Source organism: Rhodococcus sp. BP-261 (assembly GCF_019835205.1).
Lineage (GTDB): Bacteria > Actinomycetota > Actinomycetes > Mycobacteriales > Mycobacteriaceae > Rhodococcoides > Rhodococcoides kyotonensis_B.
On the sequence record NZ_JABUCO010000007.1, the window covers coordinates 182,212 to 205,524 of the forward strand.

22 protein-coding genes are annotated in these 23,313 nt (G+C 65.6%); 8 read left to right on the forward strand and 14 right to left on the reverse strand.

What is annotated here, in order from left to right:
* Position 1: 1 nt before the first annotated feature.
* A complete protein-coding gene (locus tag HQ354_RS11250) occupies positions 2-1,375 on the reverse strand; it encodes a glutamate decarboxylase (RefSeq protein WP_308115169.1) in 1,374 nt (457 codons plus the stop codon).
* A gap of 34 nt (positions 1,376-1,409) precedes the next feature.
* Positions 1,410-2,411 (reverse strand): bile acid:sodium symporter family protein, encoded by a 1,002-nt coding sequence (locus tag HQ354_RS11255; protein ID WP_068429599.1) that lies wholly within the window; start codon positions 2,409-2,411, stop codon positions 1,410-1,412.
* A 363-nt stretch (positions 2,412-2,774) separates the two neighbouring features.
* Here HQ354_RS11255 and HQ354_RS11260 point away from each other — a divergent pair, with 363 nt between their 5' ends.
* Positions 2,775-3,932: a triacylglycerol lipase gene (locus HQ354_RS11260; RefSeq protein ID WP_261768667.1), complete on the forward strand. Its 1,158-nt coding sequence runs from the start codon at positions 2,775-2,777 to the stop codon at positions 3,930-3,932.
* A gap of 31 nt (positions 3,933-3,963) precedes the next feature.
* Here the strand turns inward: HQ354_RS11260 and HQ354_RS11265 are convergent, their stop codons facing one another.
* The 3 genes from HQ354_RS11265 to HQ354_RS11275 form a co-directional block, all read right to left on the reverse strand.
* Positions 3,964-4,950: a GGDEF domain-containing protein gene (locus HQ354_RS11265; RefSeq protein ID WP_308115170.1), complete on the reverse strand. Its 987-nt coding sequence runs from the start codon at positions 4,948-4,950 to the stop codon at positions 3,964-3,966.
* A gap of 257 nt (positions 4,951-5,207) precedes the next feature.
* Entirely contained in the window at positions 5,208-6,161 is a 954-nt protein-coding gene (locus HQ354_RS11270; RefSeq protein ID WP_167678065.1) for a DUF1648 domain-containing protein, read from the reverse strand.
* 80 nt (positions 6,162-6,241) lie between these two features.
* On the reverse strand, positions 6,242-6,643 hold the full coding sequence (locus tag HQ354_RS11275; RefSeq protein WP_068429594.1) for an SdpI family protein: 402 nt from the start codon (positions 6,641-6,643) through the stop codon (positions 6,242-6,244).
* Positions 6,644-6,712: 69 nt separating this feature from the next.
* On the opposite strand from HQ354_RS11275, the gene leuS reads away from it, so the two are divergent.
* Both leuS and HQ354_RS11285 read left to right on the forward strand, forming a co-directional pair.
* Positions 6,713-9,523 (forward strand): leucine--tRNA ligase, encoded by a 2,811-nt coding sequence (gene leuS / locus HQ354_RS11280; RefSeq protein ID WP_222634487.1) that lies wholly within the window; start codon positions 6,713-6,715, stop codon positions 9,521-9,523.
* A gap of 132 nt (positions 9,524-9,655) precedes the next feature.
* Entirely contained in the window at positions 9,656-10,915 is a 1,260-nt protein-coding gene (locus tag HQ354_RS11285; RefSeq protein ID WP_157105388.1) for a lipase family protein, read from the forward strand.
* A gap of 15 nt (positions 10,916-10,930) precedes the next feature.
* On the opposite strand, the gene HQ354_RS11290 is transcribed toward HQ354_RS11285, so the two are convergent.
* Positions 10,931-11,707, reverse strand: coding sequence for an SDR family NAD(P)-dependent oxidoreductase (locus tag HQ354_RS11290; protein ID WP_068430040.1), 777 nt, complete (start codon positions 11,705-11,707; stop codon positions 10,931-10,933).
* Between the two features lie 58 nt (positions 11,708-11,765).
* On the opposite strand from HQ354_RS11290, the gene HQ354_RS11295 reads away from it, so the two are divergent.
* Positions 11,766-13,538: a BTAD domain-containing putative transcriptional regulator gene (locus tag HQ354_RS11295; RefSeq protein ID WP_167678041.1), complete on the forward strand. Its 1,773-nt coding sequence runs from the start codon at positions 11,766-11,768 to the stop codon at positions 13,536-13,538.
* 72 nt (positions 13,539-13,610) lie between these two features.
* Here the strand turns inward: HQ354_RS11295 and HQ354_RS11300 are convergent, their stop codons facing one another.
* Entirely contained in the window at positions 13,611-14,291 is a 681-nt protein-coding gene (locus HQ354_RS11300; RefSeq protein WP_222634488.1) for a thioesterase domain-containing protein, read from the reverse strand.
* 159 nt (positions 14,292-14,450) lie between these two features.
* On the opposite strand from HQ354_RS11300, the gene HQ354_RS11305 reads away from it, so the two are divergent.
* Positions 14,451-15,119: an SGNH/GDSL hydrolase family protein gene (locus HQ354_RS11305; protein WP_308115171.1), complete on the forward strand. Its 669-nt coding sequence runs from the start codon at positions 14,451-14,453 to the stop codon at positions 15,117-15,119.
* Here the strand turns inward: HQ354_RS11305 and HQ354_RS11310 are convergent.
* On the reverse strand, positions 15,116-15,442 hold the full coding sequence (locus tag HQ354_RS11310) for a branched-chain amino acid transporter permease (RefSeq protein ID WP_222634490.1): 327 nt from the start codon (positions 15,440-15,442) through the stop codon (positions 15,116-15,118). The genes HQ354_RS11305 and HQ354_RS11310 overlap by 4 nt on opposite strands.
* On the reverse strand, positions 15,435-16,124 hold the full coding sequence (locus HQ354_RS11315; protein ID WP_222634491.1) for an AzlC family ABC transporter permease: 690 nt from the start codon (positions 16,122-16,124) through the stop codon (positions 15,435-15,437). The genes HQ354_RS11310 and HQ354_RS11315 overlap by 8 nt, the downstream gene beginning before the upstream one ends.
* Before the next feature lie 58 nt (positions 16,125-16,182).
* Between HQ354_RS11315 and HQ354_RS11320 the strand changes: the two genes are divergently transcribed.
* Entirely contained in the window at positions 16,183-16,647 is a 465-nt protein-coding gene (locus HQ354_RS11320; protein ID WP_261769122.1) for an Lrp/AsnC family transcriptional regulator, read from the forward strand.
* Here HQ354_RS11320 and HQ354_RS11325 read toward each other — a convergent pair.
* Entirely contained in the window at positions 16,644-17,855 is a 1,212-nt protein-coding gene (locus tag HQ354_RS11325) for an MFS transporter (protein WP_222634493.1), read from the reverse strand. The genes HQ354_RS11320 and HQ354_RS11325 overlap by 4 nt on opposite strands.
* A gap of 72 nt (positions 17,856-17,927) precedes the next feature.
* On the opposite strand from HQ354_RS11325, the gene HQ354_RS11330 reads away from it, so the two are divergent.
* A complete protein-coding gene (locus HQ354_RS11330; protein WP_222634494.1) occupies positions 17,928-18,800 on the forward strand; it encodes a LysR family transcriptional regulator in 873 nt (290 codons plus the stop codon).
* A 1-nt stretch (position 18,801) separates the two neighbouring features.
* Here the strand turns inward: HQ354_RS11330 and HQ354_RS11335 are convergent, their stop codons facing one another.
* The 4 genes from HQ354_RS11335 to HQ354_RS11350 all read right to left on the reverse strand — a co-directional run bounded on the left by HQ354_RS11335 (position 18,802) and on the right by HQ354_RS11350 (position 21,841).
* Positions 18,802-20,028 (reverse strand): glutaminase, encoded by a 1,227-nt coding sequence (locus tag HQ354_RS11335; RefSeq protein WP_222634495.1) that lies wholly within the window; start codon positions 20,026-20,028, stop codon positions 18,802-18,804.
* An 88-nt stretch (positions 20,029-20,116) separates the two neighbouring features.
* A complete protein-coding gene (locus HQ354_RS11340) occupies positions 20,117-20,539 on the reverse strand; it encodes a pyridoxamine 5'-phosphate oxidase family protein (protein ID WP_222634496.1) in 423 nt (140 codons plus the stop codon).
* 96 nt (positions 20,540-20,635) lie between these two features.
* Positions 20,636-21,307 (reverse strand): SDR family oxidoreductase, encoded by a 672-nt coding sequence (locus HQ354_RS11345; RefSeq protein ID WP_222634497.1) that lies wholly within the window; start codon positions 21,305-21,307, stop codon positions 20,636-20,638.
* Positions 21,308-21,316: 9 nt separating this feature from the next.
* Positions 21,317-21,841 (reverse strand): DinB family protein, encoded by a 525-nt coding sequence (locus tag HQ354_RS11350; RefSeq protein WP_167678031.1) that lies wholly within the window; start codon positions 21,839-21,841, stop codon positions 21,317-21,319.
* 119 nt (positions 21,842-21,960) lie between these two features.
* Between HQ354_RS11350 and HQ354_RS11355 the strand changes: the two genes are divergently transcribed.
* A complete protein-coding gene (locus HQ354_RS11355; RefSeq protein ID WP_222634498.1) occupies positions 21,961-23,298 on the forward strand; it encodes an amylo-alpha-1,6-glucosidase in 1,338 nt (445 codons plus the stop codon).
* Positions 23,299-23,313: the final 15 nt, after the last annotated feature.

Below are 23,313 nucleotides of genomic sequence, written 5' to 3' on the forward strand. Positions count from 1 at the left end.
ACTAATGGGCGAAATGCGCTGCGGTCGAGTGCCCTTCGCCTGCAGCCGACGCATTGAGCTGCTCGATCACCTCGTCGATCGCGATGCACAGCAACCGGCCCAGATCCGCGCTGAAGCCCTCGCGCACGACGATACGAAGCACGGCGACGTCGGTCGCGTCGTCCGGCATCGTGTAGGCGGGCACCTGCCATCCGCGGGCTCGAAGTTCGTGGGAGATGTCGAAGACGGTGTACGGGTGCTCGCCGGTGAGCGTGAACGCGATGACCGGGATGGCACTACCGTCGGTCACGACGACGAAGTCAGGATGCGCAGCCAGGTGCGCACTGATCCGAACGGCGGTGTCGCGCAACGCTTTCATGATGTCGGTGTAGCCGGGCCGGCCTAGACGGAGGAAGTTGTAGTATTGCCCGACGACCTGATTGCCCGGGCGTGAGAAGTTCAACGTGAAGGTCGGCATGTCACCACCGAGGTAGTTGACGCGGAACACGAGGTCCTCGGGCAAGTCCTCTTTCGTGCGCCAGACGGCGAAACCGATTCCGGGATAGACCAATCCGTACTTGTGCCCGCTTGCGTTGATCGACTTCACGCGCGGAAGCCGGAAGTCCCACTCGAGGTGCGGGTGGAGGAACGGGACGACGAAACCTCCGCTGGCAGCGTCGACGTGGACGGGAACGTCCGGTCCTCCGCTCGCCGCGATGGTGTCGAGGACGTCGCAGATCTCCGACACCGGTTCGAGCTCGCCGGTGAACGTGGTTCCGAGGATGGCGACGACGCCGATCGTGTTCTCGTCGACGGCTTCTCGCACCTGCTCCGGCGTGATGACGTAGCGACCGGGCTCCATCGGCAGATACTTCGGTTCGACGTCGAAGTATCGGCAGAACTTCTCCCACACGACCTGAACGTTGCTCCCCAGCACGAGGTTCGGTCTGGAGCTGTCGGAAACCCGTGCGCGCCAGCGCCACTTCAAGGCGAGACCCGCCAACATGACCGCTTCGCTCGAACCGATCGTCGACACACCCGTCGCCGACGACGGATCCTCCGGGTCGAGGCCCGGCGCATGGAACAGGTCCGCGACCATGTTGACACAGCGTTCCTCGATCGACGCCGTCGCCGGGTATTCGTCCTTGTCGATCATGTTCTTGTCGAACGTCTCGGCCATCAACATCTCGGCCTGCGGATCCATCCAGGTGGTGACGAAGGTGGCCAGATTGAGGCGGGAGGAGCCGTCGAGCATCAGTTCGTCGTGGATGAATCGGTACGCGGCGTCGGGGTCGAGTTGCTCGTCCGGAAGTCGGAGCGCGGGTACCGGATTCGTGGCGAGCCTGCCGGTGTAGGCCGCCGAGATCACGCCGTTCGGATGCTTCTTACGGGCCACGTCGTCCTCCAAGTCATAGGGGTGTGACCTGACGCTAACCCCGCGGAGCGGGCTCCGCATCACCCTCGACAGGCGAAGCGCGCGCGTAGCGCTGGGCCAGGACCGCGCACACCATGAGCTGGATCTGGTGGAACAGCAGCAGCGGCAACACGATCAGGCCGACGGGTTGGCCTGCGAACAGAACCGACGCCATCGGCAGTCCGCTGGCCAGGCTCTTCTTGGAGCCGCAGAACACCAGGACGATGCGGTCGGCGCGGGTGAATCCGAGCGCGCGGCCGATGACGGAGGTGAGTGCGAGGACGATCGCGAGAAGCACGATGCAGGTGGCGACGACTGCCACGATGCGCCACACCGAGACCGACGACCAGACGTGCTGGTTCATGCTCTCGCTGAATGCGGCATACACGACGAGAAGGATCGAACCCCGGTCGACGATCTTCGTGGGCTTGGAGTGCCGTGACAGCCAACCGGTCACGAGCGGCCGGATCAGCTGGCCGACGAGGAACGGAATCAGCAGCTGGGCGACGATGTCGAGAATCGACGACGCGTCGACGTGGGCATCGCCCGACGTGTTCATGAGCAGGATCACGAGCAGTGGTGTCACGAACACGCCGACGATGTTCGAGAACGACGCGCTGACGACGGCACCGGCGACGTTGCCTTTCGCGATGGATGTGAACGCGATCGACGACTGCACCGTCGACGGCACGAGACAGAGGAACAGGATGCCGGTGTAGAGGTCCTGCGTCAGGATGGTCGGTTCGAGAATCCGCAGCGCGAGCCCGATCAACGGAAAGATCACGTACGTCATCGCGAGTACGACCGAATGCAGCCGCCAGTGCTTGACGCCTTCCCACGCCTCCTGCGGGGACAGTCGTGCGCCGTAGATGAGGAACAGGAGGCCGATCGCGATCTTCGTCGCCCATCCGAGGACGTCTTCTGCCGTGCCGGTGGCCGGGAAGATGCTGGCGAGCCCGGCCACGGCGAAGATGCCGAGGACGAAGCCGTCGGGACGAGCCTGTCGGAGAACGTTCACTCGGCTCACGATATCCCCGACGGTCGGCGCTGACGCACGCGACCTTGTGACCGACCCCAACCGGAGATCGGCACGAAGCGTGGATGTCCCGAAAGTCGCGCAATGACTTCCGCGCGCTCGTCGTTGCGCTCTACTGTGTGGCGAGGTTCAGCGGACAGCATCGACGTTGTGCCACAGGGGGGTTGAGGTCCGGGGGGCCGTTCATGCTGCGTACTTACCTGGTTCGACCCCGAGACGTTTCACGGGATTTCTCGAGATCTCGTCGATTCGTGTCGTAATCGATGCAGCCACGGCAACTTTCGCGTGATGCCGTCAGTAGAGAGCAGACGAAGAATGTCGATCAGAAGAGTCCGAGCTGGAAACATGTCCCGAACTACCGCGTCCGTTGCCGCGCTGTCGGCCGCGATCATGTGCGCGGGTATGTCCGTCGCATCGGCGCAACCCGCCGAGGAACCGGCGCCGCCGGCGGTCGTCACCGAGGACGGGACAGAGGTAGTCCCTCCGGAGGGTAGCGAGGAGGAGCGGCCCAAGGCCGAGGAACAGGGAATCGAGCGCCCGGACATCTCCGAGGTGCCGTCCGAGGCACGATCCACCTACGATCCGGAGAGCGAAACCGTCGGCTACGGCCCGGTGCAGAAGAACTTCATCGCCGGGTTCCTCTACAACATCGTCCATCCTGACGTGGCACCGCAGGGCGCCAACGACTGGAACTGCAAGCCGACCGAGGCCCACCCGAATCCCGTTGTCCTGCTTCACGGTACGTGGGAGAACGCGTACAACAACTTCGCGCGTCTGTCGCCGGCGTTGAAGGAAGCGGGTCACTGCGTGTTCGCGTTGAACTACGGTGACACCGATTCGAGCGGACTCGGACACGTCAAGTCCATCCGTGGTACCGGCCCTGTCGCCGAGAGTGCCAAGGAAATCGCCACGTATGTCGACGCGGTCCTCGCTCGCACCGGGGCGGACAAGGTCGACATCGTCGGTCACTCGCAGGGTGGTCTGGTGACCAGGCAGTACCTTCGATTCGAAGGCGGAGCCAACCCGGCCGACCCGAGCCAGAACAAGGTCGGCACGGTCGTCAGTGTCGCCGGATCCAATCACGGAACCACTCTCGTCGGCATCGGCTCGTTGGGCCGGACGATCAACAACCTCGGACTGAACGTGCTCGGTCTCGTGGGCGCCATCGCCGGACCCGCGGCATCCGATCAGGTGATCGACTCACCGCTCGTCAAGGCACTCGACGCGGGCGGCGACACCGAACCCGGCATCGATTACACGGTCATCGGAACTCGCTTCGACGAGGTGGTGACTCCGTACAAGACGACGTTCCTCACCGCCGGTGAAGGTGCCACCGTCAACAATGTTCTGCTCCAGGACGGTTGTGGCGTCGACTTCTCGGACCACCTGTCGATCTCGGTGTCCCCGAGGGCAATCGGCATCATCAAGAACGCGCTCGATCCGGAAGGCACGCCGGCAAGTGCCATCCCGTGCGGGTGGAACGGACCTGTGACCGGCGGCTGATCGCCGGATGAAACCGAACCGCATCGCGTCGTCAGAGAAATGTCGACGCGGTGCGGTTTCCGCCGTCGTACTTGGCCTGGTACATCATCGAGTCCGCGGCGCGGGTGGCCCGGGTGACCACCGATGTTTCCCCGCCCCAGATCTCGCCGGGTCGAGCGATGATGGCAGCGCCGACGCTGACGGTGACGGGAACCTGATCGTCGCGCCGGTACAGAGCGTGGCCCACCTGACCGATGCGAGCATGAGTGGTCTCGTACGGCGCGCGGAACACGACGACGAATTCCTCCCCTCCCGTCCGCGCGACGAGGCCGTCCCGGTCGAAGAGCGCGGCCAGACGGTCCGACACCGTGACGATGACGCGGTCTCCCGTGTCGTGGCCGAAGTAGTCGTTCACCTGCTTGAAGCGGTCGATGTCGATCACGAGAACGACGAGACACTGCCCGAGTTCCTGACTGAACGAGACGAGTTCCTCGGCCGCGTCCTCGAGGCCCCGGCGGTTGAGCAGGCCGGTGAGCGGGTCGACGAGGGACCGCCGCGCGTCACGACCGATCGCGGTCCACGCGATGTGCGCGAACAACGGGATCGCGCCGTTGACGGCCAGGACGACGAGACCCGCGGCGAGGATCGTCGCAATGTCTTCTTCGACGGACAGGCACGCACGAATGGTGATGACGACGATCAAGCCCACACACCAGATCAGATGCGCGAGCAGCAACCTCGGGCTGCAGAAGTAGGTGCAGAGCGCGCCGGTGACGACGAACAGGCAGCACCCGATCAAGGCCCCGATCGGTTCGTAGAGCACCAGGACGGACGTCAACCCGAGGTCTCCGAACACGGCGAAACCGATGAAATCGCGTCGTACGGGGAGCGGACCGAAGAAGCACCGCAGCGCGACGGCGAGCTGAACGAGCAGCATGACGCCGACCCACGCCTGTGCCCAGAATCCCTGCGGCCCGCGCGAGGAGAACAACATCAGGATGGACGACGCAGCGAACAGCAGTGTCGCTGAACCGAACACGATTCGAAGTGGTCCGTGCAGTCCACGCGTCGACCGATGGGAGACGATCCATTCGTAGTCGAACGGCTGGGTGTACCACTCCGTCAGTACGGCACGAACCGAATAGGTGTTCGGCCGACGATGACTCGCGGGTCGGCTACGTGAGACAGCGTCCTGTGCCGACGGCCTGTTCTCGTTCGTGCGAGCCTCCAGTCGTCACCCAGTGGTTGAAAAAGAGCCTAAACGACAAAAACGGCGATCGGTTTGTTTTCGGCGAATCACCGGGAGGACGCGAGCGTGTTGAGTGCCCCGGCAATACGTTCTGCGTGCTTGGTGGTGATGGTCAGGCGCTGGCCGTTGGCGAACGTCACGAACACCGCGGGACCTTTCGCGGTCGCGACGGCGTAGTTGCCGCGTCCCTTGACGCGTAGGCCCCACCCTCCGAAGTCCTCGAACGGAGTGACCTCGCGGACCGACGCTCCGGTGATCTCGTCGATCGAGTAGTCGAACGCCGCCATTCCGAGGCTGCGCACGTGCAGACCCGCACGGTCGACGACGAGTTCGTAGCGCATCAGCGACACCGGGAGGATCGCCAGCGGGACGAAGATGGCCAGTGGCCACCACGACTCGACCAGCCAGCAGGTCAGGACGGCCGCGGCAGCGACGATCGCGAAGAGCACGATGGTCCCGACGCGGCCGGCACCAAGCGGCTCGACGATCGGCAGGTCCGCGTCGGCGCGTGGGAGCGACGAGGGCGGCGGCTCGGTGGCGACGACGCGATCGCGGTAGTCACGCAGCAGCGACGCACCGAGAAGGCCGACGGCGAACCCGACGGCGGTTCCGAAGGCGAGCGCCCAGCCGGGAATCTCGATCGTCGTGACGTCCGTGACGTCCAGCTGGCGCGACAGGATGGCTACCTGCAGTACGACGATCAGGCCGACGACGGTCGAGCCGATCATCAGCATGGTTCTGCGCATGATCAGAAGGGCATGCGCGAGCGACGCGATCGCGCTGCAGCCACCGCCGACGAGAATCACGATGATGGCGAGGGTGATGGAGCTGGTCGTCGGGCTGGTGAAGCCGTCGGGAGCCGTGCCGGACCAGTGCGTCGCGATCTGGTCGGGTAGGCGTGGGCGCCAGATCCGGGTGAGCACGATCCCGAACACACCTGCCGCGATCGGCAGGAAGACGCCGAAAACAACGCCTGCCGGATCGAACGTCCGTTGCTTCATCGCCGGTTCAGCTTTGCTCACTCCGCAGGCTCCGCTCCCGACATCGGATTTTGCTCACTCCGCAGGCTCCGCTCCCGGCATCAGCTCGGAGCGCACGCATCCTTGAGGCTGCAGGAGATGCAGGAGTGCCCGCATCCGCCCGTCTCCTCGACCGGCTTCGCGGCGGCGGCGCGGGCGCCGATGGAACCACCGACACCCGCGGTGACGAACGCCGCGATCAAGCAGGCCACCACCGCGACGACGGCGAACACCCCGCTCAGCATGAGGCCGGCGGCGCCGCCGATCAGCAGCAGGAGTGCCGACGCGGCCGTGGTGGGACCGGCCACCTTGTTGGCCATGGCGAACGTTTCGTCGTCACGCATCGACTCTGCGGTACGGACACCTGCCCAGCGGTTACGGGGGAGTTTGCCCGTCAGGCTCGCGGCGGCGACGGAGCCGACGACGAGAGCGAGTACGAAGAGCAGTATCGACACGACGATCACGCCGGTAAGGATACGGCCACCACGGGTCCTCATACCAGGCGGCCCGATGGACCCCACTACTCTGGTTGCGTGATTGATCCAGTGGACGCAACTCCCGAGCACCGCTACACCGCGGATGTGGCCGGGCGCATCGAGCAGCAGTGGCAGGACCTGTGGGACGAGCAGGGCACGTTCGACGCCCCGAACCCGGTCGGCCCGCTTGCCGGTGACGTGCCTCAGGACAAGCTCTTCGTTCAGGACATGTTCCCGTACCCGTCGGGCAGCGGTCTGCACGTCGGACACCCGCTCGGGTACATCGCGACGGACGTCTTCGCGCGGTTCCACCGGATGCACGGACGGAACGTTCTCCACGCTCTCGGTTACGACGCCTTCGGGTTGCCGGCCGAGCAGTACGCCGTTCAGACCGGCACGCACCCCCGCACCACCACCGAGGCGAACATCGCCAACATGCGCCGTCAGCTGCGTCGCCTCGGGCTCGGACACGACCGTCGCCGTTCGCTCGCGACGACAGACGTCGATTTCTACCACTGGACGCAGTGGATCTTCCTGCAGATCTTCAATGCGTGGTACGACGTCGACGTGAAGAAGGCGCGTCCGATCTCGGAGCTCGAGAAGGAATTCGCCGACGGCTCACGGCAGCTGGAGGACGGCCGTGACTGGTCGTCGTTGAGTGCCGGTGAGCGCGCGTCGGTGCTCGACGGGTTCCGCCTCGTTTACGAGTCCAACTCGCTCGTCAACTGGTGCCCGGGTCTGGGCACCGTGCTGGCGAACGAGGAAGTCACCGCCGACGGCCGCAGCGACCGCGGCAACTTCCCGGTGTTCCGAAAGAACCTGCGGCAGTGGATGATGCGCATCACCGCGTACTCGGACCGGCTGATCGACGACCTCGAGTACCTGGACTGGCCTGACAAGGTCAAGACCATGCAGCGCAACTGGATCGGCCGCTCCCGCGGCGCGCAGGTCTCGTTCTCGGGGATCGAGGTGTTCACGACGCGCCCCGACACCCTGTTCGGTGCCAGCTACGTCGTTCTCGCTCCCGAACACGATCTGGTCGACGGCCTGGTTGCGGCCGAGTGGCCGTCCGACGTGCCTGCCGTCTGGACCGGAGGCGCTGCCACTCCTGCGGAAGCCGTTGCGGCCTACCGCGCGTCGATCGCCGCGAAGTCGGATCTCGAGCGTCAGGAGAACAAGGAGAAGACCGGTGTGTTCACCGGCTCCTATGCCGAGAACCCGGTCAACGGAGAGCAGGTTCCGGTCTTCATCGCCGACTACGTGCTCACCGGGTACGGTACCGGCGCGATCATGGCCGTCCCGGGTCACGATCAGCGCGACTGGGAGTTTGCAACCAAGTTCGATCTGCCCATCCGTGAGGTCATCTCGGGCGGAGATGTCACCGAAGCTGCTTTCGTCGGCGACGGCGCGTTGGTCAATTCCGGTTTCCTGGACGGACTTTCGGTCGACGACGCCAAGGCTGCGGTCGTCGCGAAATTGGAGGAGGACGGCAAGGGCCGCGGCACCATCCAGTACAAGCTGCGCGACTGGCTGTTCGCGCGTCAGCGGTACTGGGGTGAGCCGTTCCCGATCGTCTACGACAAGGACGGCAACGCTCACGCACTGCCGGATTCGGTTCTGCCCGTAGAACTTCCGGAGGTCGAGGACTACGCCCCGGTCTCCTTCGATCCCGACGACGCGAGCTCCGAGCCGTCGCCGCCGCTGGCCAAGGCGTCGGACTGGGTGAACGTCGAGCTCGATCTCGGTGACGGCCTGCAGACCTACCGCCGCGACACCAACGTCATGCCGCAGTGGGCAGGCAGCTCGTGGTACCAGCTGCGCTACATCGACCCGACCAATTCCGAGACGTTCGCGGACCCGGAGAACGAGAAGTACTGGGTCGGACCGCGTCCCGAGCTGCACGGACCGAACGACCCCGGCGGTGTCGACCTGTACGTCGGCGGCGTCGAGCACGCGGTGCTGCACCTGCTGTACTCGCGTTTCTGGCACAAGGTGCTGTTCGACCTCGGACACGTCAGCTCCAGCGAGCCGTACCGCCGGTTGTACAACCAGGGCTACATCCAGGCGTACGCGTTCACCGATGCGCGCGGTGTCTACGTGCCGGCCGACGAGGTCGAGGAGCGGGACGGCGGGTTCTTCTACCAGGGAGAACCGGTCAACCGGGAGTACGGGAAGATGGGCAAGAGCCTGAAGAACTCGGTCTCTCCCGACGACATCTTCGCCGAATACGGAGCCGACACCTTGCGTGTCTACGAGATGTCGATGGGTCCGCTGGACACGTCGCGCCCGTGGGCGACGAAGGACGTCGTCGGCGCACAGCGTTTCCTGCAGCGCGTGTGGCGTCTCGTGCTCGACGAGGAGACCGGCGCTGTCCGCGTCACCGACGACAAGCCGACCGAGGACACACTGCGTGTGCTCAACCGTGTCATCGACGGTGTGGAAGCGGATTACACTGCGCTGCGCGACAATACGGCCGGTGCCAAGCTCATCGAGCTGACGAACCATCTGACGAAGGCGTACCCGGACGGCGCCCCACGCGGTGTCGTCGAGCCGCTGATCCTGATGCTCGCCCCGATGGCTCCGCACCTGTCGGAGGAGCTGTGGAAGCGTCTCGGACACGACCGTTCGCTCGCGCACGGACCCTTCCCGCGTGCCGATCAGAAGTGGCTCGTCGCCGACACCGTCGACTACCCCATCCAGGTCAACGGCAAGGTGCGTAGCCGCATCACCGTGCCCGCGGATGCCACCAACGGCGACGTCGAGAAGACCGCGCTGGCAGACGAGAAGATCGTTGCTCTGCTGGGTGGCAAGGCGCCGACCAAGGTCATCGTCATCCCGGGTCGGATGGTCAACATCGTCGTGAAATAGTGCGTTGACGCACCCGTGCGCGGAAAGTCGGCCTCCGCTGCAACTTTCCGCGCACGGGTGGCGACGCCGCACTCTCACCCTTTTCGTGTGAATGCACAGCCGAGATTCTTGGCATGCGCTTTAATTCGTTCCATGTCACAGGTCGGTAAAGCGCTCGTCCTCACGTTGATTGCCTTCGTCGTCGGAACAAGCGCTCTCGTCGCGCAGGCCGACCCGGGGCCGGGCTCGCCCATTCCGGCCGACGACCCGTTCTACAGCTGGGACTCCTCGCTCGACGTCGCGCCGGGAGCCGTCCTGCGGTCCCGGCCGATGACGTTCGCGACGCCCACGCTGACCACGCCCATCCGGGGTGAGCAGGTGCTGTATCGCACCACCGATCAGCAGGGTGACGCCGTCGTGACCGTGGCGACGGTTCTGCGACCCCTCGTTCCCGGGCCGACGAAGATCGTCTCGTACCACATGGCGTACGACGCCCTCGGTTCTCAGTGCGACCCGTCGTACACGCTCAGCGGCGGTGCGACGAGCCCGATCGCGACCGCGGAGCAAGGCGTCATCGCCGGCTATCTGGCTGCCGGATACACCGTCGTCGCACCGGATTACGAAGGCGAAGAGCTCGAATGGACCATCGGGCGTCAGTCGGGGTACGCGGCGCTGGACGGCATCCGTGCGGCTCAGTCGTTCCTGCAGGTCCCGTCGTCGACACCCGTTGCGATGATCGGCTATTCAGGCGGATCGGTGCCGACGCAGTGGGGCGCCGAGGTCGCGCCGACGTACGCGCCCGAGCTGAATCTCGTCGGAATCGCGGCGGGTGGGTTGCCCGTCGATCTGGCACACAACCTGCCGTACGTGAGCGGAAGTGCGCAGTGGGCGGGCGTCATTCCGGCGTTGATCGTGGCGTACCAGCGCGCATACGGACTCGACACCGCGTCGTTCCTGTCCGAGTACGGTGCACAGGTGATCGATCAAGTCGACCAGGAGTGCATCGCGCAGTTCGCCGACGACTACCCCACCCTGACCGACGCGAGCATGGTGCGCGCGCCGTACACCTCGCTGCTGGATGTGCCGGAAGTCGTCGAGGCCATCAACGACAACATCATGGGCACGGCAGGCACACCGAGGACCCCGATGTTCCTTGCGGTGGGTCACGCGGATCCGATCGGCGACACCATCATGATCACCGCCGATGTGCAAGCGCTCGCGCACCAGTACTGCACCGACGGCGTCGATGTTCAGTACGCGCAGTACGACGGGCTGACGCACGGAGAAGCGTTCCTGCCCTTCGAAGCTCAGGGCCTGCAGTTCCTGACCGAACGCTTCGCGGGATCGCCGACGCACAGCAACTGCGCCACCATCCCGGTCGGCAATAGTCTCGCCCCGACGCCCGTGCCGTGATGCGCCGCAGGCGCACTAGATTCCCCCGTCGACGCGCACTACCGAGCCGTTCGTAGCGGACGCTGCGGGACTGGCGAGGAACGCCACCATGTTCGCGATCTCGTCGGGCTCGATGAACCGCTGCAGCAACGACGTCGGGTTGCCGGCCATGATCGCGGCCTTCATCTCGGCGACGGGTATGGACTGTGCATCGGCGATGGCTTCCACCGTCCGTGCTACGCCGTCCGAGTACGTCGGGCCGCCGAGCACCGAATTGACCGTCACCGCAGTGCCTTTCGTGAGCTTGGCGAGGCCGTTGGCGACGGCCAGCATCGCCGACTTCGACGTGCCGTAGTGAATCATGTCCGCCGGGACGTTCACGCCCGACTCACTGCTCACGAACAGGACACGGCCCCAGCCTCGGTGGAGCATGGCGGGTAGCAGTCGGCGCGACAACCGCACCCCGCTCATGACGTTGACGTCGAAGTAGCGGCGCCAGTCGGCGTCGGAGATGGTGTCGAACGCCTTCAGCTCGAACAGGCCGACGTTGTTGACGAGGATGTCGACGTCGGCGATGGTGCTGCACAGTCGGTTCACCTGCTCGTCGTCGGAGAAGTCGGCTGCGATGCCGTCGACGGATGCACCGGGTGCGTCGCGCCGTAGGCGTTCGACGGCCGTCGCGAGTGTGTCGCGGTCGCGGCCGTTGAGGGTGACGTCGACGCCTTCTCGGGCGAGTGTTCGGGCGACCGCGTAGCCGATTCCCTGCGTCGACCCGCTGACGAACGCCGACTTGCCGGAGAGTTTCAGATCCATGCCCCGATCGTCGCGCGGTCCGATCAGCACTCGATCAGCGCACACTAGAATTCGGCCGGTGAGCGAGCTACGAATCCGCGTTCTCGGCCAGGTCGAGGCGGAGATCGACGGCGTGGCAGTGCCCCTGTCGAAACCGCGGCACCGCGAGATTCTGAGCTTGTTGGTGGTGGGGCGCGGACGCACGGTGTCGACGTCCAGCCTGGTCGACGACCTGTGGGACGACGCCCCCGCCGGCGCCGTCGGATCCGTCCGCACGTTCATCGGTGAACTCCGCAGGATCCTGGAGCCGACGCGTCCGCCGCGGGCGGCGTCGGCTGTCGTCGTGACGCGAGGATCCGGATATGCGCTCGAACAGTGCAGCGTCGACCTGTGGCGGGTGGAGGCGGGAGAAGCCGGCCTCGACGAGTGGCGCGGAACGGCTTTCGACGAATTCGCGACGCGTCCCTGGGCGGCCGGGGAGCGTGCTCGGAATGCCGAGCTTCGAGCAGGAATGACGGAGCGGCGCGCGGGCGAGCTCTTGGACGAGGGGCGTCCGGGTGCGGTGGTTCCCTTAGTCGACGCGTTCGTCGACGAGCACCCGTGGCGTGAGGAAGGATGGCGAATCCTCGCCCTGGCGTTGTATCGCGTGGGGCGACAGGCGGATGCGCTTGCGGTGCTGCGCCGTGCCCGCGTGACGTTCGCCGAGGGACTCGGTTTGGATCCGAGTGATCGTCTGGGCGACATGGAACAGCGAATCCTGAACCGCGATCCGGGACTCGACCGAAGCGGCTCCATCCTGATGCAGGTAGCCGAGCAGTCTCGGCCGAGCACACGGTCACAGCTCGAAAGTGCCTCTGCGCTCGTGCCTTTGCTTGCCCTGTCGGGATCCGTCGGTGCGGCGACCGAACAACGTCTCGCGACGATCGCCGCGGCCGAGCAGGTGGGCGACCCGGAACTGACCGCACGGGTAATCGTCGGTTACGACGTTCCCGGCAGCTGGACGCGGTCGGACGATTCGGAGTTGTCCGCCGCGATCGTCGCCGCAGCGGACCGGGCGCTCACAGGATTGCCGGCGTCGGCGTCGAAACGTGTTCGTGCGCGGTTGCTTTCGACCATCGCGATGGAATCCCGCGGGGTGGGGAGTCGGATGGCGGAGGCTGTGGAAGCGGAGGCCATTGCCCGACGGCTCGGCGACCCCGCGCTGCTGTGCCTGACGCTCGGCGCGCGCTACCTGCAGGCGTTCGAGTCGACTGGTCTGGCGCGCGACCGATGCGACATAGCCGACGAGACAGTGGAGCTCGCGGTGGAGGCGGAACTGTCGACGTTCGAGATCGCCGGTCGGCTGTACCGGATGCAGTCACTGTGCGCGCTCGACGACATCCCAGCCGCTTCGAGGGAAGCAGACCTGATCGACGGGTTGGCTCAGCGGTTCGATCGTCCCCTGGCGTCGGTGTTCATCGCGTGGTTCCGGTACACGTTCGAGGACGGACCGGATCCTGTGGAGACGGCCGAGATGCCGGGTTTCGTGACCGGGTTGCACGCACTGTCCGATCTGACAGTCGCCGTGCGGAACGGAAAGCCGCTGCCCGACGGCGATTTCGGGCCCTACGAGCCGTGGGCGCGTGGATTGTTCGAGCCGAAAGTGCTCGATTCCGTTCCCGATCCGCCGCACGACCTGATGTCGGAGGTGTGCTGGTACCTGACGGGTGTGGCGGCACTCGCTGTGGGACATAGGGATTCGATGCAGCGCGTTCACGAGGCGTTGTTGCCGGCGGCATCCGAACGAGCAGCCGGAAGTGGATGCATCGACCTCGGGCCGATCGCGCCGCTGCTGGAGCGGTTGGCTCTGTAGTCCGCGCGGCCGAAATTTACCCTCCTATTGTGCGGAATCCGGGCTCGAAACCGCACAATAGGAGGGTAAATTTCAGAAGAATCGATTGACCAACGGCCCGACGAGACCGAAGACCGAGGCGTCGGGAACCAGGTACTTGGCGACGGTTCCGCTGACGAACGCGTGCCATGCCGGTCCGCCGTCGGATTCGACGCCGGAGACGACGAAGGCCTTTCCGACGAAGACTCCCGGGAAGTGGCGGGTGGCCAACTCCTCGTTGTGGGCTGCGACGGCGAGTAGTTCCTCGGCGCGGCTGCGGTCGATGACGTCACCCATGCGCGACAGCAGGTCCGGCTGAGGGCGGTGGGCGAGCGGACGGCTGTCGACGAGGACCAGGCTGTCGACCGCCACGCCCCTGGCTTGCAGCTCGACGGCCACCGCGTGCGCGAGCAGTCCGCCGAACGACGTGCCGAGCAGATGCAGCGGGCCGTCGGTGTGGACGTCGAGGATGTGGTCGGCGTAACGGGCCGCGAGTGCAGTCAACGATGCAGGCCGCTCACCGATTGCCTGGACTCCGAAGACGGGGCGATCGTCGTCGATGTGTTCGACGAGTTCGGCGTAGCAGCTGGTCAGGCCTTCGAGCGGGTGGATGCAGAAGACGGGTGCCTGGGTTCCGGTCGCTCGGATGGGCACGATGGCCGGGGCCGCGTAGGCGGTGATGGTGTGATCGGGCAGCTCGGTGGCCGGCTTCGAGTAATCGTTGACGACGGTCATGCTGAGCCTCCGAGGGGGTGTGTGTCTTCGTTCTGCCTGACGAATATGTCGGGTGAGAGTCGCAATGTGTTACCCGGGTCTCATAACGAATCGGCACTCATGCAGAAGCCGTCGAGCGAAGAGCGGAAACCCGGCGACCCCGACACCTACCATCCACATGTGACCGAGACTGCTGCTCGACGCCGACGCATCCGGCTGGCGCTGTGCGCGGCCGTCGTATTTGCCGCGACCTCGCTGACGACCGGAACCGCCCACGCTGCGACCCCGCCCCTGAAGGTCTCGATCATCGGCGATTCGTTCAGCGCCGGTGTCGGGGCGAGCGCCGGAGCCGGGTACGCCACCGTGCTTGCAGCGCGCGGCTGTTGGGACTCGAACCTCGTCGCCGAGTCGGGCAGTGGTTATGCGGCGAGCCCGAACCCGTTCGTCAGTCTGCAACGAGTCACGAAGGCCGCGTCGACGCTGCCCGACGTCATCGTCATCCAGGGCTCCGGCAACGACCGCGGTGACGCGAGGCTGTTCGCCGCGGCCACCGGTTTGTACGCGACGTTCCGCGTCATCGCACCGCAGGCACGGATCGTCGTCGTCGCGCCGACGGGTGCTCCGAATGCCAAGCACGACAACATCGACGCGATCCGACGCACCCTCCGCGACGCGGCGCAGCTCACCGGCGTCACCTTCCTCGACCCACGGGCCGAGGGTTGGCTGAACTTCTCGACCGATTATGCGCCCGACGGCATCCACCCGAACACCCGCGGCCACGCGCGAATGGCCGAGCGGTTGTTCGACGACCTTGTTGCACTGGGCATTCCGCGCGTCGACAGCTGTTAGACGACCCAGTTCAGCAGCACGACGCACACTGCAGTCCCGGAGAGGATGCTCAGGGCGACGTTGCGTCGCCAGAGGTGCACGCCTGCGGTGACGAGAACGCCTGCGATCTGCGGAATCCCGTGATGCGAAGCGCCGACGTCGATCGACGACAGCGCGTACATGGCCAGAATCGCAACTGCGCCGAGCGGCATCCACCGTCCGATGGAGTCCAGCAGTGCCGATTCACGTAGCCGCGAGCGAACCGCGAACGGTATGGCGCGCAATGCAAATGTGATCGCAACGGCCACCCCGACCGCTCCCGCAAGATAGCCGTAATCAGGCACGAGCGCTCCTCACATGCCGAACGATCAACGTCATCGTGAACACGCACATCGACACCACCAGCATCGACCCGGGCGAGAACAGCAACCCGACTGCACCCGACAACACGGCAAGCACGAGCGTCACGCGGTTCGGGTCCGCCCGGTACGCGTCGACTACGAGGACGACGAACAGAGCTGTCAGCACGAAATCGAGGCCCTGAACGTCGCCGAGCACCGTGTGCCCGGCTAGCCCTCCGAGAAACGATCCGACCATCCACGACATGTGCAGTCCCAGCTGCGTCCAGAGGATCCGACCGCTGCGCATGTGGCTGGTGATCATCGCGAACGCCTCGTCGCACAGCGCAAAGATGCTGTACAGCTTGGCGAATCGGCCCTCGACACGATGCAGCGGGAACGACAGCCCGTAGAAGAGGTGTCGCGAATTGACGAGAAACGTCGTCACCGCAACCGCTGCCAGAGGTGCAGCCGCCGCGAGCATGCCGATGAGAACGAACTCGACCGATCCGGCGAACAGCACTCCCGAAATGATCGGCGCGATCCACCACGGAAAACCGTGCGACGTCACGACGACGCCGAAGCCGAGTCCCAATGTGAACAGCCCGAACCAGATCACGCCCGCCGAGCGGAACGCGTCGACGAACGATCCCGTGGTGGTCGGCTGCAGTTCTTCGTGCACGGTCATGACGCAAGGATAGGAAATTCGGCGCGTGATTTTATTGCCCGACCTTGCCGATACGGGGATGCACGCGCAAGATATTCCCGTGGATTCGATCGACGAACATATCTTGTTGCTCCTGCAGGAGAACGGTCGCCTGACCAACCAGGAATTGGCGGCCCGCGTCGGCCTCACCCCGGCCCCGTGCCTGCGGCGTGTCCGCAGGCTCGAGGACGACGGCATCATCACCGGGTACTCCGCGATCGTCGATCGGACCCGCCTCGGCAAGGGGTTCGAGGTCATCATTCACGCAGACCTCGTCGCGAAGAATCTGGCGACGACGCAGGCGTTCGAGGATCGGATCGCAGCGATGCCCGAGGTTGCCGAACTCCGGCGCATGTTCGGCATCCCCGACTACTTCATTCGCGTGCGCGTCGCCGATCTCGCGGCCTACGAGCAATGGTTGACGGTGCAGCTGATGGGCGACAAGGCCATCGCCCGCGTCGACTCGCGCATCACGATGAAGCTCATCAAGACCGACGCGCCTTAGACGGTGACGAGGTCCGCGGTCTTGTTCAGCTGCAGATCCCGTACCCAGACCAGCAACGCCACGACTGCGAAAGCAGCTCCCGTCACGCAGACGCCCGACCAGCCGAAGTGCGTCCAGGCGAACGTGCCTGCAGCCGATCCCGCCGACGCGCCGACGAAGTACGTCGTCATGTAGATCGAGTTGATCCGTGCCCTGGCCTCCGGCTCCAGCGCGTAGACGACGTTCTGGTTGCTGACGTGCACCCCTTGCAACGCCAGGTCGACGAGCACGAACGCCAGCACGAACACGAGCCAGTACGTGCCTCCGGCGGCGAACAGCAGCCACACCGCGACCAGCAGCACGACGCCCGAGCCGGTGGCCCATTGCACGTATCCGCGGTCGGCCAGGCGACCGGCGAGCGACGCCATCAACGCACCGGCGACGCCCGAGAGCCCGATCAGACCGATCTGGGCTGCAGAGAATCCGTACTTCGTGGTCAGCAGGAGCGTCATCGTCGCGAACACCGTACTGACCGACGCGAAAGACAGCGCTCCGAGCAGCGACCGCGTGCGCAGCCGTGGGTGACGACGCACGAGTCGGCCCATCGACGCCAGGGCGGGCAGATATGCGACGCCGGCAGTCGTGGTGTTGCGCGGCAGCACCCGCCAGAGGCCGAAGGCCGACAGCAGCATCAGTACCGCCGCCAGTCGATAGACCCCCTGCCATCCGGTAACTCCGGACAGGACGCCGGAGATGCTGCGCGCCAGGAGGATCCCCGTCAGCAGCCCACCCATGACGATACCGACGATGCGCCCCGAGTCCGACGGATGCGCCATCGAGGCCGCGAACGGAACGATGACTTGCGCTGCGACGGAGAACAATCCGGCCATCGCGGTACCGACCAACAGCCACGACAGGGCTGGAGAGAACCCGGCGATCGCCTGCCCCGTCGCGGCGAGCACCATCAGTCCGACGCTCAACGTCCGGCGATCGACCACATCACCCAACGGTACGAGAAGAAGCAGCCCGAGCGCGTAGGACACCTGTGCAACGGTCACCGACACCGCGGCAGCGGATTGCGAGACGCCGAACTGGGTGGCGATGAGATCGAGCAATGGCTGATTGAGGTAGTTGCCACCGGCACTCAGGCCGGTCGCGACGGCCATCAGGGCGACGACCGGGGTGCCGATGCCGGATTCTCTGGACGATGTGTTCACGAGTGACAGCATTCTCTGGAGAGACTGTGCTGTCCAATAGATCGATCAGCACGATCTATCTCTTCGAGAGATAGGATCGCCGGCGTGGAACTCCGTCACATCCAGTACGCCGTCGCAGTGGCCGAGGAGCAACATTTCAGTCGCGCCGCCGCCCGACTCCATGTGGCGCAGTCCGCGCTCAGCAGTCAGATCCGCGACCTCGAACGCGAGTTGGGCGTCGAACTGTTCTCTCGAACGAGCCGAAGCGTGACCGTCACCGACGCCGGTCGCGTGTTTCTGGAACGCGCCTACGGCGTTCTGGGGTCGGTGTCGCGCCTGGTCGCCGACGTCTCGCCGTCGACCACCGAGGTACGACGCCTCCGCGTCGGCATGATCGTGCCGCTGACGCGTGTCGACGTCGTGGCAGCGGTCGCGTCGCTGACGGCGTCTCACCCCAACACGGCGGTGTCGTTACTCCCCAGAGGCAGCGCGATCACGCTCGACGGGGTCTCCGACGGCTCGCTCGACGTGGGGATCGTCGGCCTCGCGCCCGGTCGCACGCACACGGGTCTGACGTCGACGGCCCTGTGGACCGAACCGTTGTCGCTGTTCGTCGCCGCCGAGCACGAATGGGCGCGGAGGCGGTCCGTCAGGCTCGTCGAGTTGGACGGCATGACGATGATCGACCGGCCGGCAGGCAGCGAGGCCCGAATACAGACCGACTACGCGTTCACACAGTCCTCGGTGCCGCGGGGCACGATCATCGAAGCCGATTCCTCGGACATCGTTGCCGGACTGACGGAATCGGGCCTCGGCGTGACCTTGCTACCGACGTCGTTGGCGTCGCTGTTCCCGAGGTTGCACAGAATCGACGTGGTCGACGCGCCCACCCGGACGGTGTCCGTCGTCACGAATCCGAGCAACACCACGTCGGTCACCGCGGCGTTCACCGACTACCTGCTTCGGCAGGCGTCCTGACTCAGCGGGTCAGCGGGAACGTACCGTCGCCGAGGTCGGGGTCCGGCAGCACCCCGTCGGGATCGACGAGGACCACATCGCGGCCGTCGAGCTTGATGCGTCGCATCCCCTCGAGGAGCATCCGCCTGCCGACGTCGGAGAAGCGATCGACGCGGGAGGCGTCGAACACCACCGTGCCGGTACCGGTGTCGTGGGACAACGCGTCGAGGATGCTCTCCGCACCGCTGAAACGCACCGCACCCTGTATCTCGACGCGCAGTTCACCCGACGTGTCGGACATGCTGCGCAGCGCCGACGATCCGTAAGGCTCGGCCGCCATGAGGTGCATGCCCATGTCGTCGGACAATCTCTCGAAGACCTTCACGCCGCGAACACTGTTGCCGTGCTTGTCCAGTCGCGGTGACATGACGCCGATGCCCACCTGACCGGGCAGTGCACCCAGAAGACCGCCTGCGACACCGCTTTTCGCAGGGATGCCGACGGTCGTCAACCAGTGGCCCGCGGCGTCGTACATGCCTGCTCCGGCCATCACCGACAGTACTTGTCGCGCAACGGCCCTGGAGACGATGCGTTCTTCGGTTCCGGGCCGCACTCCCCCGGCGGCGAGCGTCGCACCCATGACCGCGAGATCGCGCACGGTCACGTTGATCGAACACTGCGTCGTGTAGCCCTCGACCACGGCGTGGGCAGTGTCGGAGAGAATCTCGTAGTTACGCAGCATGTGCGCGATGGCGAGGTTTCGGTCTGCGGTATCCAATTCGGATCGGCAGACCGATTCGTCGACGGACAACTGCCGCCCGGCGAGCGTCGAGAAGAAACTCAGTGCGCGCGAGACACGTTCGTCGACCGAGGCACCCAGAAGGGAGTGCGTCGCGATGGCGCCTGCGTTGATCATCGGGTTCTTCGGTCGACGCGTCCCGCCTTCGAGGGACAGCTCGTTGAAGGCCTCTCCCGACGGCTCGACACCGACGATGGCGGCGACGGCGTCGAACCCGCGGTCGGTCAGTGCGGCCGCGTACGCGAACGGCTTCGAGATGGACTGGATGGAGAACTCGACCTCGTCGTCGCCCACCGAGTGCGTCCGGCCGTCGACGGTGGTGACCGCGATTCCGAAGACGTCGGGATTCGCCTGTGCCAGATCGGGAATGTAGTCGGCGACCTCCCCGTTCGTGTTGTCGGCCAGGCTGTCGAGGACTTCGCGCAGGTAATCGGGAACCGGTGATCTCACGTCGGAAATCTATCAGTGCGCCTGCGGCACCCGTGCGCGGAAAGTTGGCCCAGAGGCGAACTATGCACGCACGGGCGGCGCAGCCGCACTAGATGGACCCCATGTCAGCCGACAGCCAATGCTCGGGCTTCAGGAAGAACGCAACCTGCTCGCCGAGGGTCTTCTCGAACTCGAGATACCCGTCGACCTTCTCCGGAGCAATGTAGCGACTGGCCATCTCCCGCGACTTCTCCGGAGAGCCCGGCTCCTCTCGCAGCACGGGGCCGTCGATCGCGACGTACCGGACCGTAGGTTCGACGCGTTCCACCATGAGGCTGAACTGTCCTGCAGCCCTGATCAATTCGGCCTTCTTCGAGTACTTTCCGGTGAGCACCCACGCTTCACCGCCCGGACTGTACTGGTACCAGATCGGCACCGTCAGCGGACCTCGATCGTTGCCGGCGAACACCGACAGTGCCGCGATGTGCGGCTCGGACAGAAATTCTTCTCGTTCCGATCTCGACAGTGGCATGCAGCCACCCTAGGACGATCGCTCGAGGTCGTCGACGGGTTTCGCGTATCGAAACGCACCGTTCACCGGGCGTCCGTGAGCGTGCGGCAACGCCGCCTACCGCGGCCGGATGACGATCTCGGTCGGGTGCGCGTCGGCGGGGGTGTCGACGGCGTTCCGGATCGCCAGCGCGACGGTCTCGGGCTGCAGGAACTTCGAGCCGTCGTAGTCGTCGCCCTCGTGCGCGACGATCGCTCGCTGCATGTCCGTGTCGATGCGCCCGGGGTGTATCGACGTGACGCGAATCGACGGCTCCTCCTGTCGCAGGGCGTCGCCGAACGCGCGCAGCGCGAACTTCGACGCGGCATAGCCACCCCAGCCCGGATTGACGCGCAAGCCGGCGCCGGAGTTCACGAGGACCACGTGGCCTCCCGCGCGTCGCAACGCAGGAAGCAGCGCCTGCGTCAGTGCGACGACGGCGAGGACGTTGCTCTCGTACTGGCGACGCCACTCCTCGATCGAGGATTCGGCGATGGATCCGAGGGACGCGACGCCTGCGTTGTGTACCAGCACGTCGAGCGAGTCGATCTCGCCGGCTGCGCGGGCGACGGCGTCGTGATCGGTCAGGTCGACGGGCCACGGCGTCGCCCCGTGCAGTTCTCGCGTGATGTCGGCCAGCGACCCTTCCGTCCGTCCACCGAGGAACACACCGTGATCGGACGCGAGTTGCCTCGCCACGGCTGCGCCGAGGCCCCGACTCGCGCCCGTCACCAAAGCTGTAGGAGTCACAAACCCAAACTAGTCGAACTGCATACCCGCCTCCGCAGCCATGGCCGCGGTCGTGTTGCCGCCGTCGAGCGACTCTCTGATGATGTCGGCGTGTCCCGCGTGCTGCGCGATTTCCCGCAGAATGTGCAGCAATGTGAAACGTGCTGACTGCCAGGCACGTTCGGGCGCCCACGGTGCCGTCGGCAAAGGTACTTGGATGTCGAGATCCATATCGGCGACGGCGGCTTCCGTCGCCTCGGCGACGCGCGCGTACTCGGCGATCAACCCTTCGACGGTCTGGTCGGGGCCCATGACGTACTCGGTGCCCATGCGCGACAGGTCGAACTCGGCGTTCTCGTCCATGTCCGCGATGACCTTCATCCAACCGCGTTCGTTGCTGACGACGTGGTTCAGCAGACCGCCGAGAGTCAGTTCGCTGACCGTGGTGCGCTGCCTCGCCTGCTCGTCGGTGATGCCGCGGACGGTGTAGAGGAAGTTCTTGCGCTGGTCGGCGAACATGCGGAGGATGTCGGCCTTCTCACCGGTGAGGGTCATGTCGGGTCCTTTCGTGGCTGGTGAGAACTACTGTAGGTACGATTGCGGACAGATACGGTCCGCTTTCGATTCGGTCTCTCGAAAGGCGGAAAACGGGGACTGGTCGCACACTGGGTCTCATGGCCGACCGCGGATTCACCTCGACACAGCTGGCCGCTCGGGCCGCCTACCTTCTGCGCGGCAACGACCTCGGCACGATGACCAGCGCCGCCCCGCGGCTGTACCCCCACATGTGGAGTTGGGACGCGGCGTTCGTGTCCGTCGGACTCGCACCGCTCAGCGTCGAACGGGCCGTCGTCGAACTCGACACGCTGCTGTCCGCGCAGTGGAAGAACGGGATGATTCCGCACATCGTGTTCGCGAACGGTGTCGACGGCTACTTCCCCGGCCCGGCACGGTGGGAGACGGGACAGCTGGCCGCACATGCGCCGACAGCGCCTCAGACGTCGGGCATCACGCAGCCGCCGGTGCATGCCATCGCCGTCCAACGCATTCTCGATCATTCGCGACGCCACGGCCGGACGACTCGGGCCGTCGCCGAGGAGTTTCTCGATCGTCGCTGGGAGAACCTCGTGCGATGGCATCGCTGGCTCGCCGAGGCGCGCGACATCGAGAACAACGGGCGCATCACCCTCTACCACGGCTGGGAATCCGGCATGGACAACTCGCCGCGGTGGGATGCGTCGTACCGGAATGTCGTTGCGGGCGCGATGCCTCCGTACCAGCGCGAGGACCACGCCGTCATCACGGATCCGTCGCAGCGTCCGACCAACCACGAATACGACCGGTACATCTGGCTCGTCGAAGAAATGAAACAAGCGGGCTACGACGACGCGGCCCTGGCGGCCACGATGAGCTTCGCGGTCGAGGACGTCTTCGTCAGTGCGGTGTTCGCGATGGCGTGCGACGTGTTGGCGACGATCGGCGAGGAACATTCGAAACCGAATTCCGACGTCCGTGAACTCCGCGCTTGGTCCGAACGGTTCGGGAAAGGCGTCATCGCGACGACGGATGCTCGCTCCGGTGCAGCCCGGGACTACGACGTGCGCGCGAGCCGGTGGATCACCACCGACACCATCGCCATGTTCGCACCGCTGCTGTGCGGTGGGTTGCCGCGGGAACAGGAACGGACGCTGCTGCGGACGTTCGAAGGCACCCGCTTCTGTGGACACCCCGACCTGCGATACGCCGTTCCGCCGTCGACGTCACCGGTGTCGAGGGACTTCCGTCCACGCGAGTACTGGCGCGGGCCGGTGTGGCCCGTCATCACGTGGCTCTTCTCGTGGGCGTTCGCGCGGCGAGGGTGGGCCGAACGGTCACTGTCCTTGCGCGAGGAGGGGTTGCGTCAGGCCAGTGACGGCAGCTTCGCCGAGTACTACGAACCGTTCACCGGTGAGCCGCTCGGGAGTATGCAGCAGTCGTGGACGGCGGCGGCGGTGTTGGACTGGCTCGGCTAGCGCACGTGCGTGCGA

Coding starts and splice junctions, on each gene's coding strand:
- HQ354_RS11260 (WP_261768667.1), top strand. CDS start 2,775: ATGTCCCGAACTACCGCGTCCGTTGCCGCGCTGTCGGCCGCGATCATG.
- HQ354_RS11270 (WP_167678065.1), bottom strand. CDS start 6,161: ATGAAGCAACGGACGTTCGATCCGGCAGGCGTTGTTTTCGGCGTCTTC.
- HQ354_RS11285 (WP_157105388.1), top strand. CDS start 9,656: ATGTCACAGGTCGGTAAAGCGCTCGTCCTCACGTTGATTGCCTTCGTC.
- HQ354_RS11290 (WP_068430040.1), bottom strand. CDS start 11,707: ATGGATCTGAAACTCTCCGGCAAGTCGGCGTTCGTCAGCGGGTCGACG.
- HQ354_RS11300 (WP_222634488.1), bottom strand. CDS start 14,291: ATGACCGTCGTCAACGATTACTCGAAGCCGGCCACCGAGCTGCCCGAT.
- HQ354_RS11315 (WP_222634491.1), bottom strand. CDS start 16,124: ATGACCGTGCACGAAGAACTGCAGCCGACCACCACGGGATCGTTCGTC.
- HQ354_RS11320 (WP_261769122.1), top strand. CDS start 16,183: ATGCACGCGCAAGATATTCCCGTGGATTCGATCGACGAACATATCTTG.
- HQ354_RS11325 (WP_222634493.1), bottom strand. CDS start 17,855: ATGCTGTCACTCGTGAACACATCGTCCAGAGAATCCGGCATCGGCACC.
- HQ354_RS11340 (WP_222634496.1), bottom strand. CDS start 20,539: ATGCCACTGTCGAGATCGGAACGAGAAGAATTTCTGTCCGAGCCGCAC.
- HQ354_RS11350 (WP_167678031.1), bottom strand. CDS start 21,841: ATGACCCTCACCGGTGAGAAGGCCGACATCCTCCGCATGTTCGCCGAC.
- HQ354_RS11355 (WP_222634498.1), top strand. CDS start 21,961: ATGGCCGACCGCGGATTCACCTCGACACAGCTGGCCGCTCGGGCCGCC.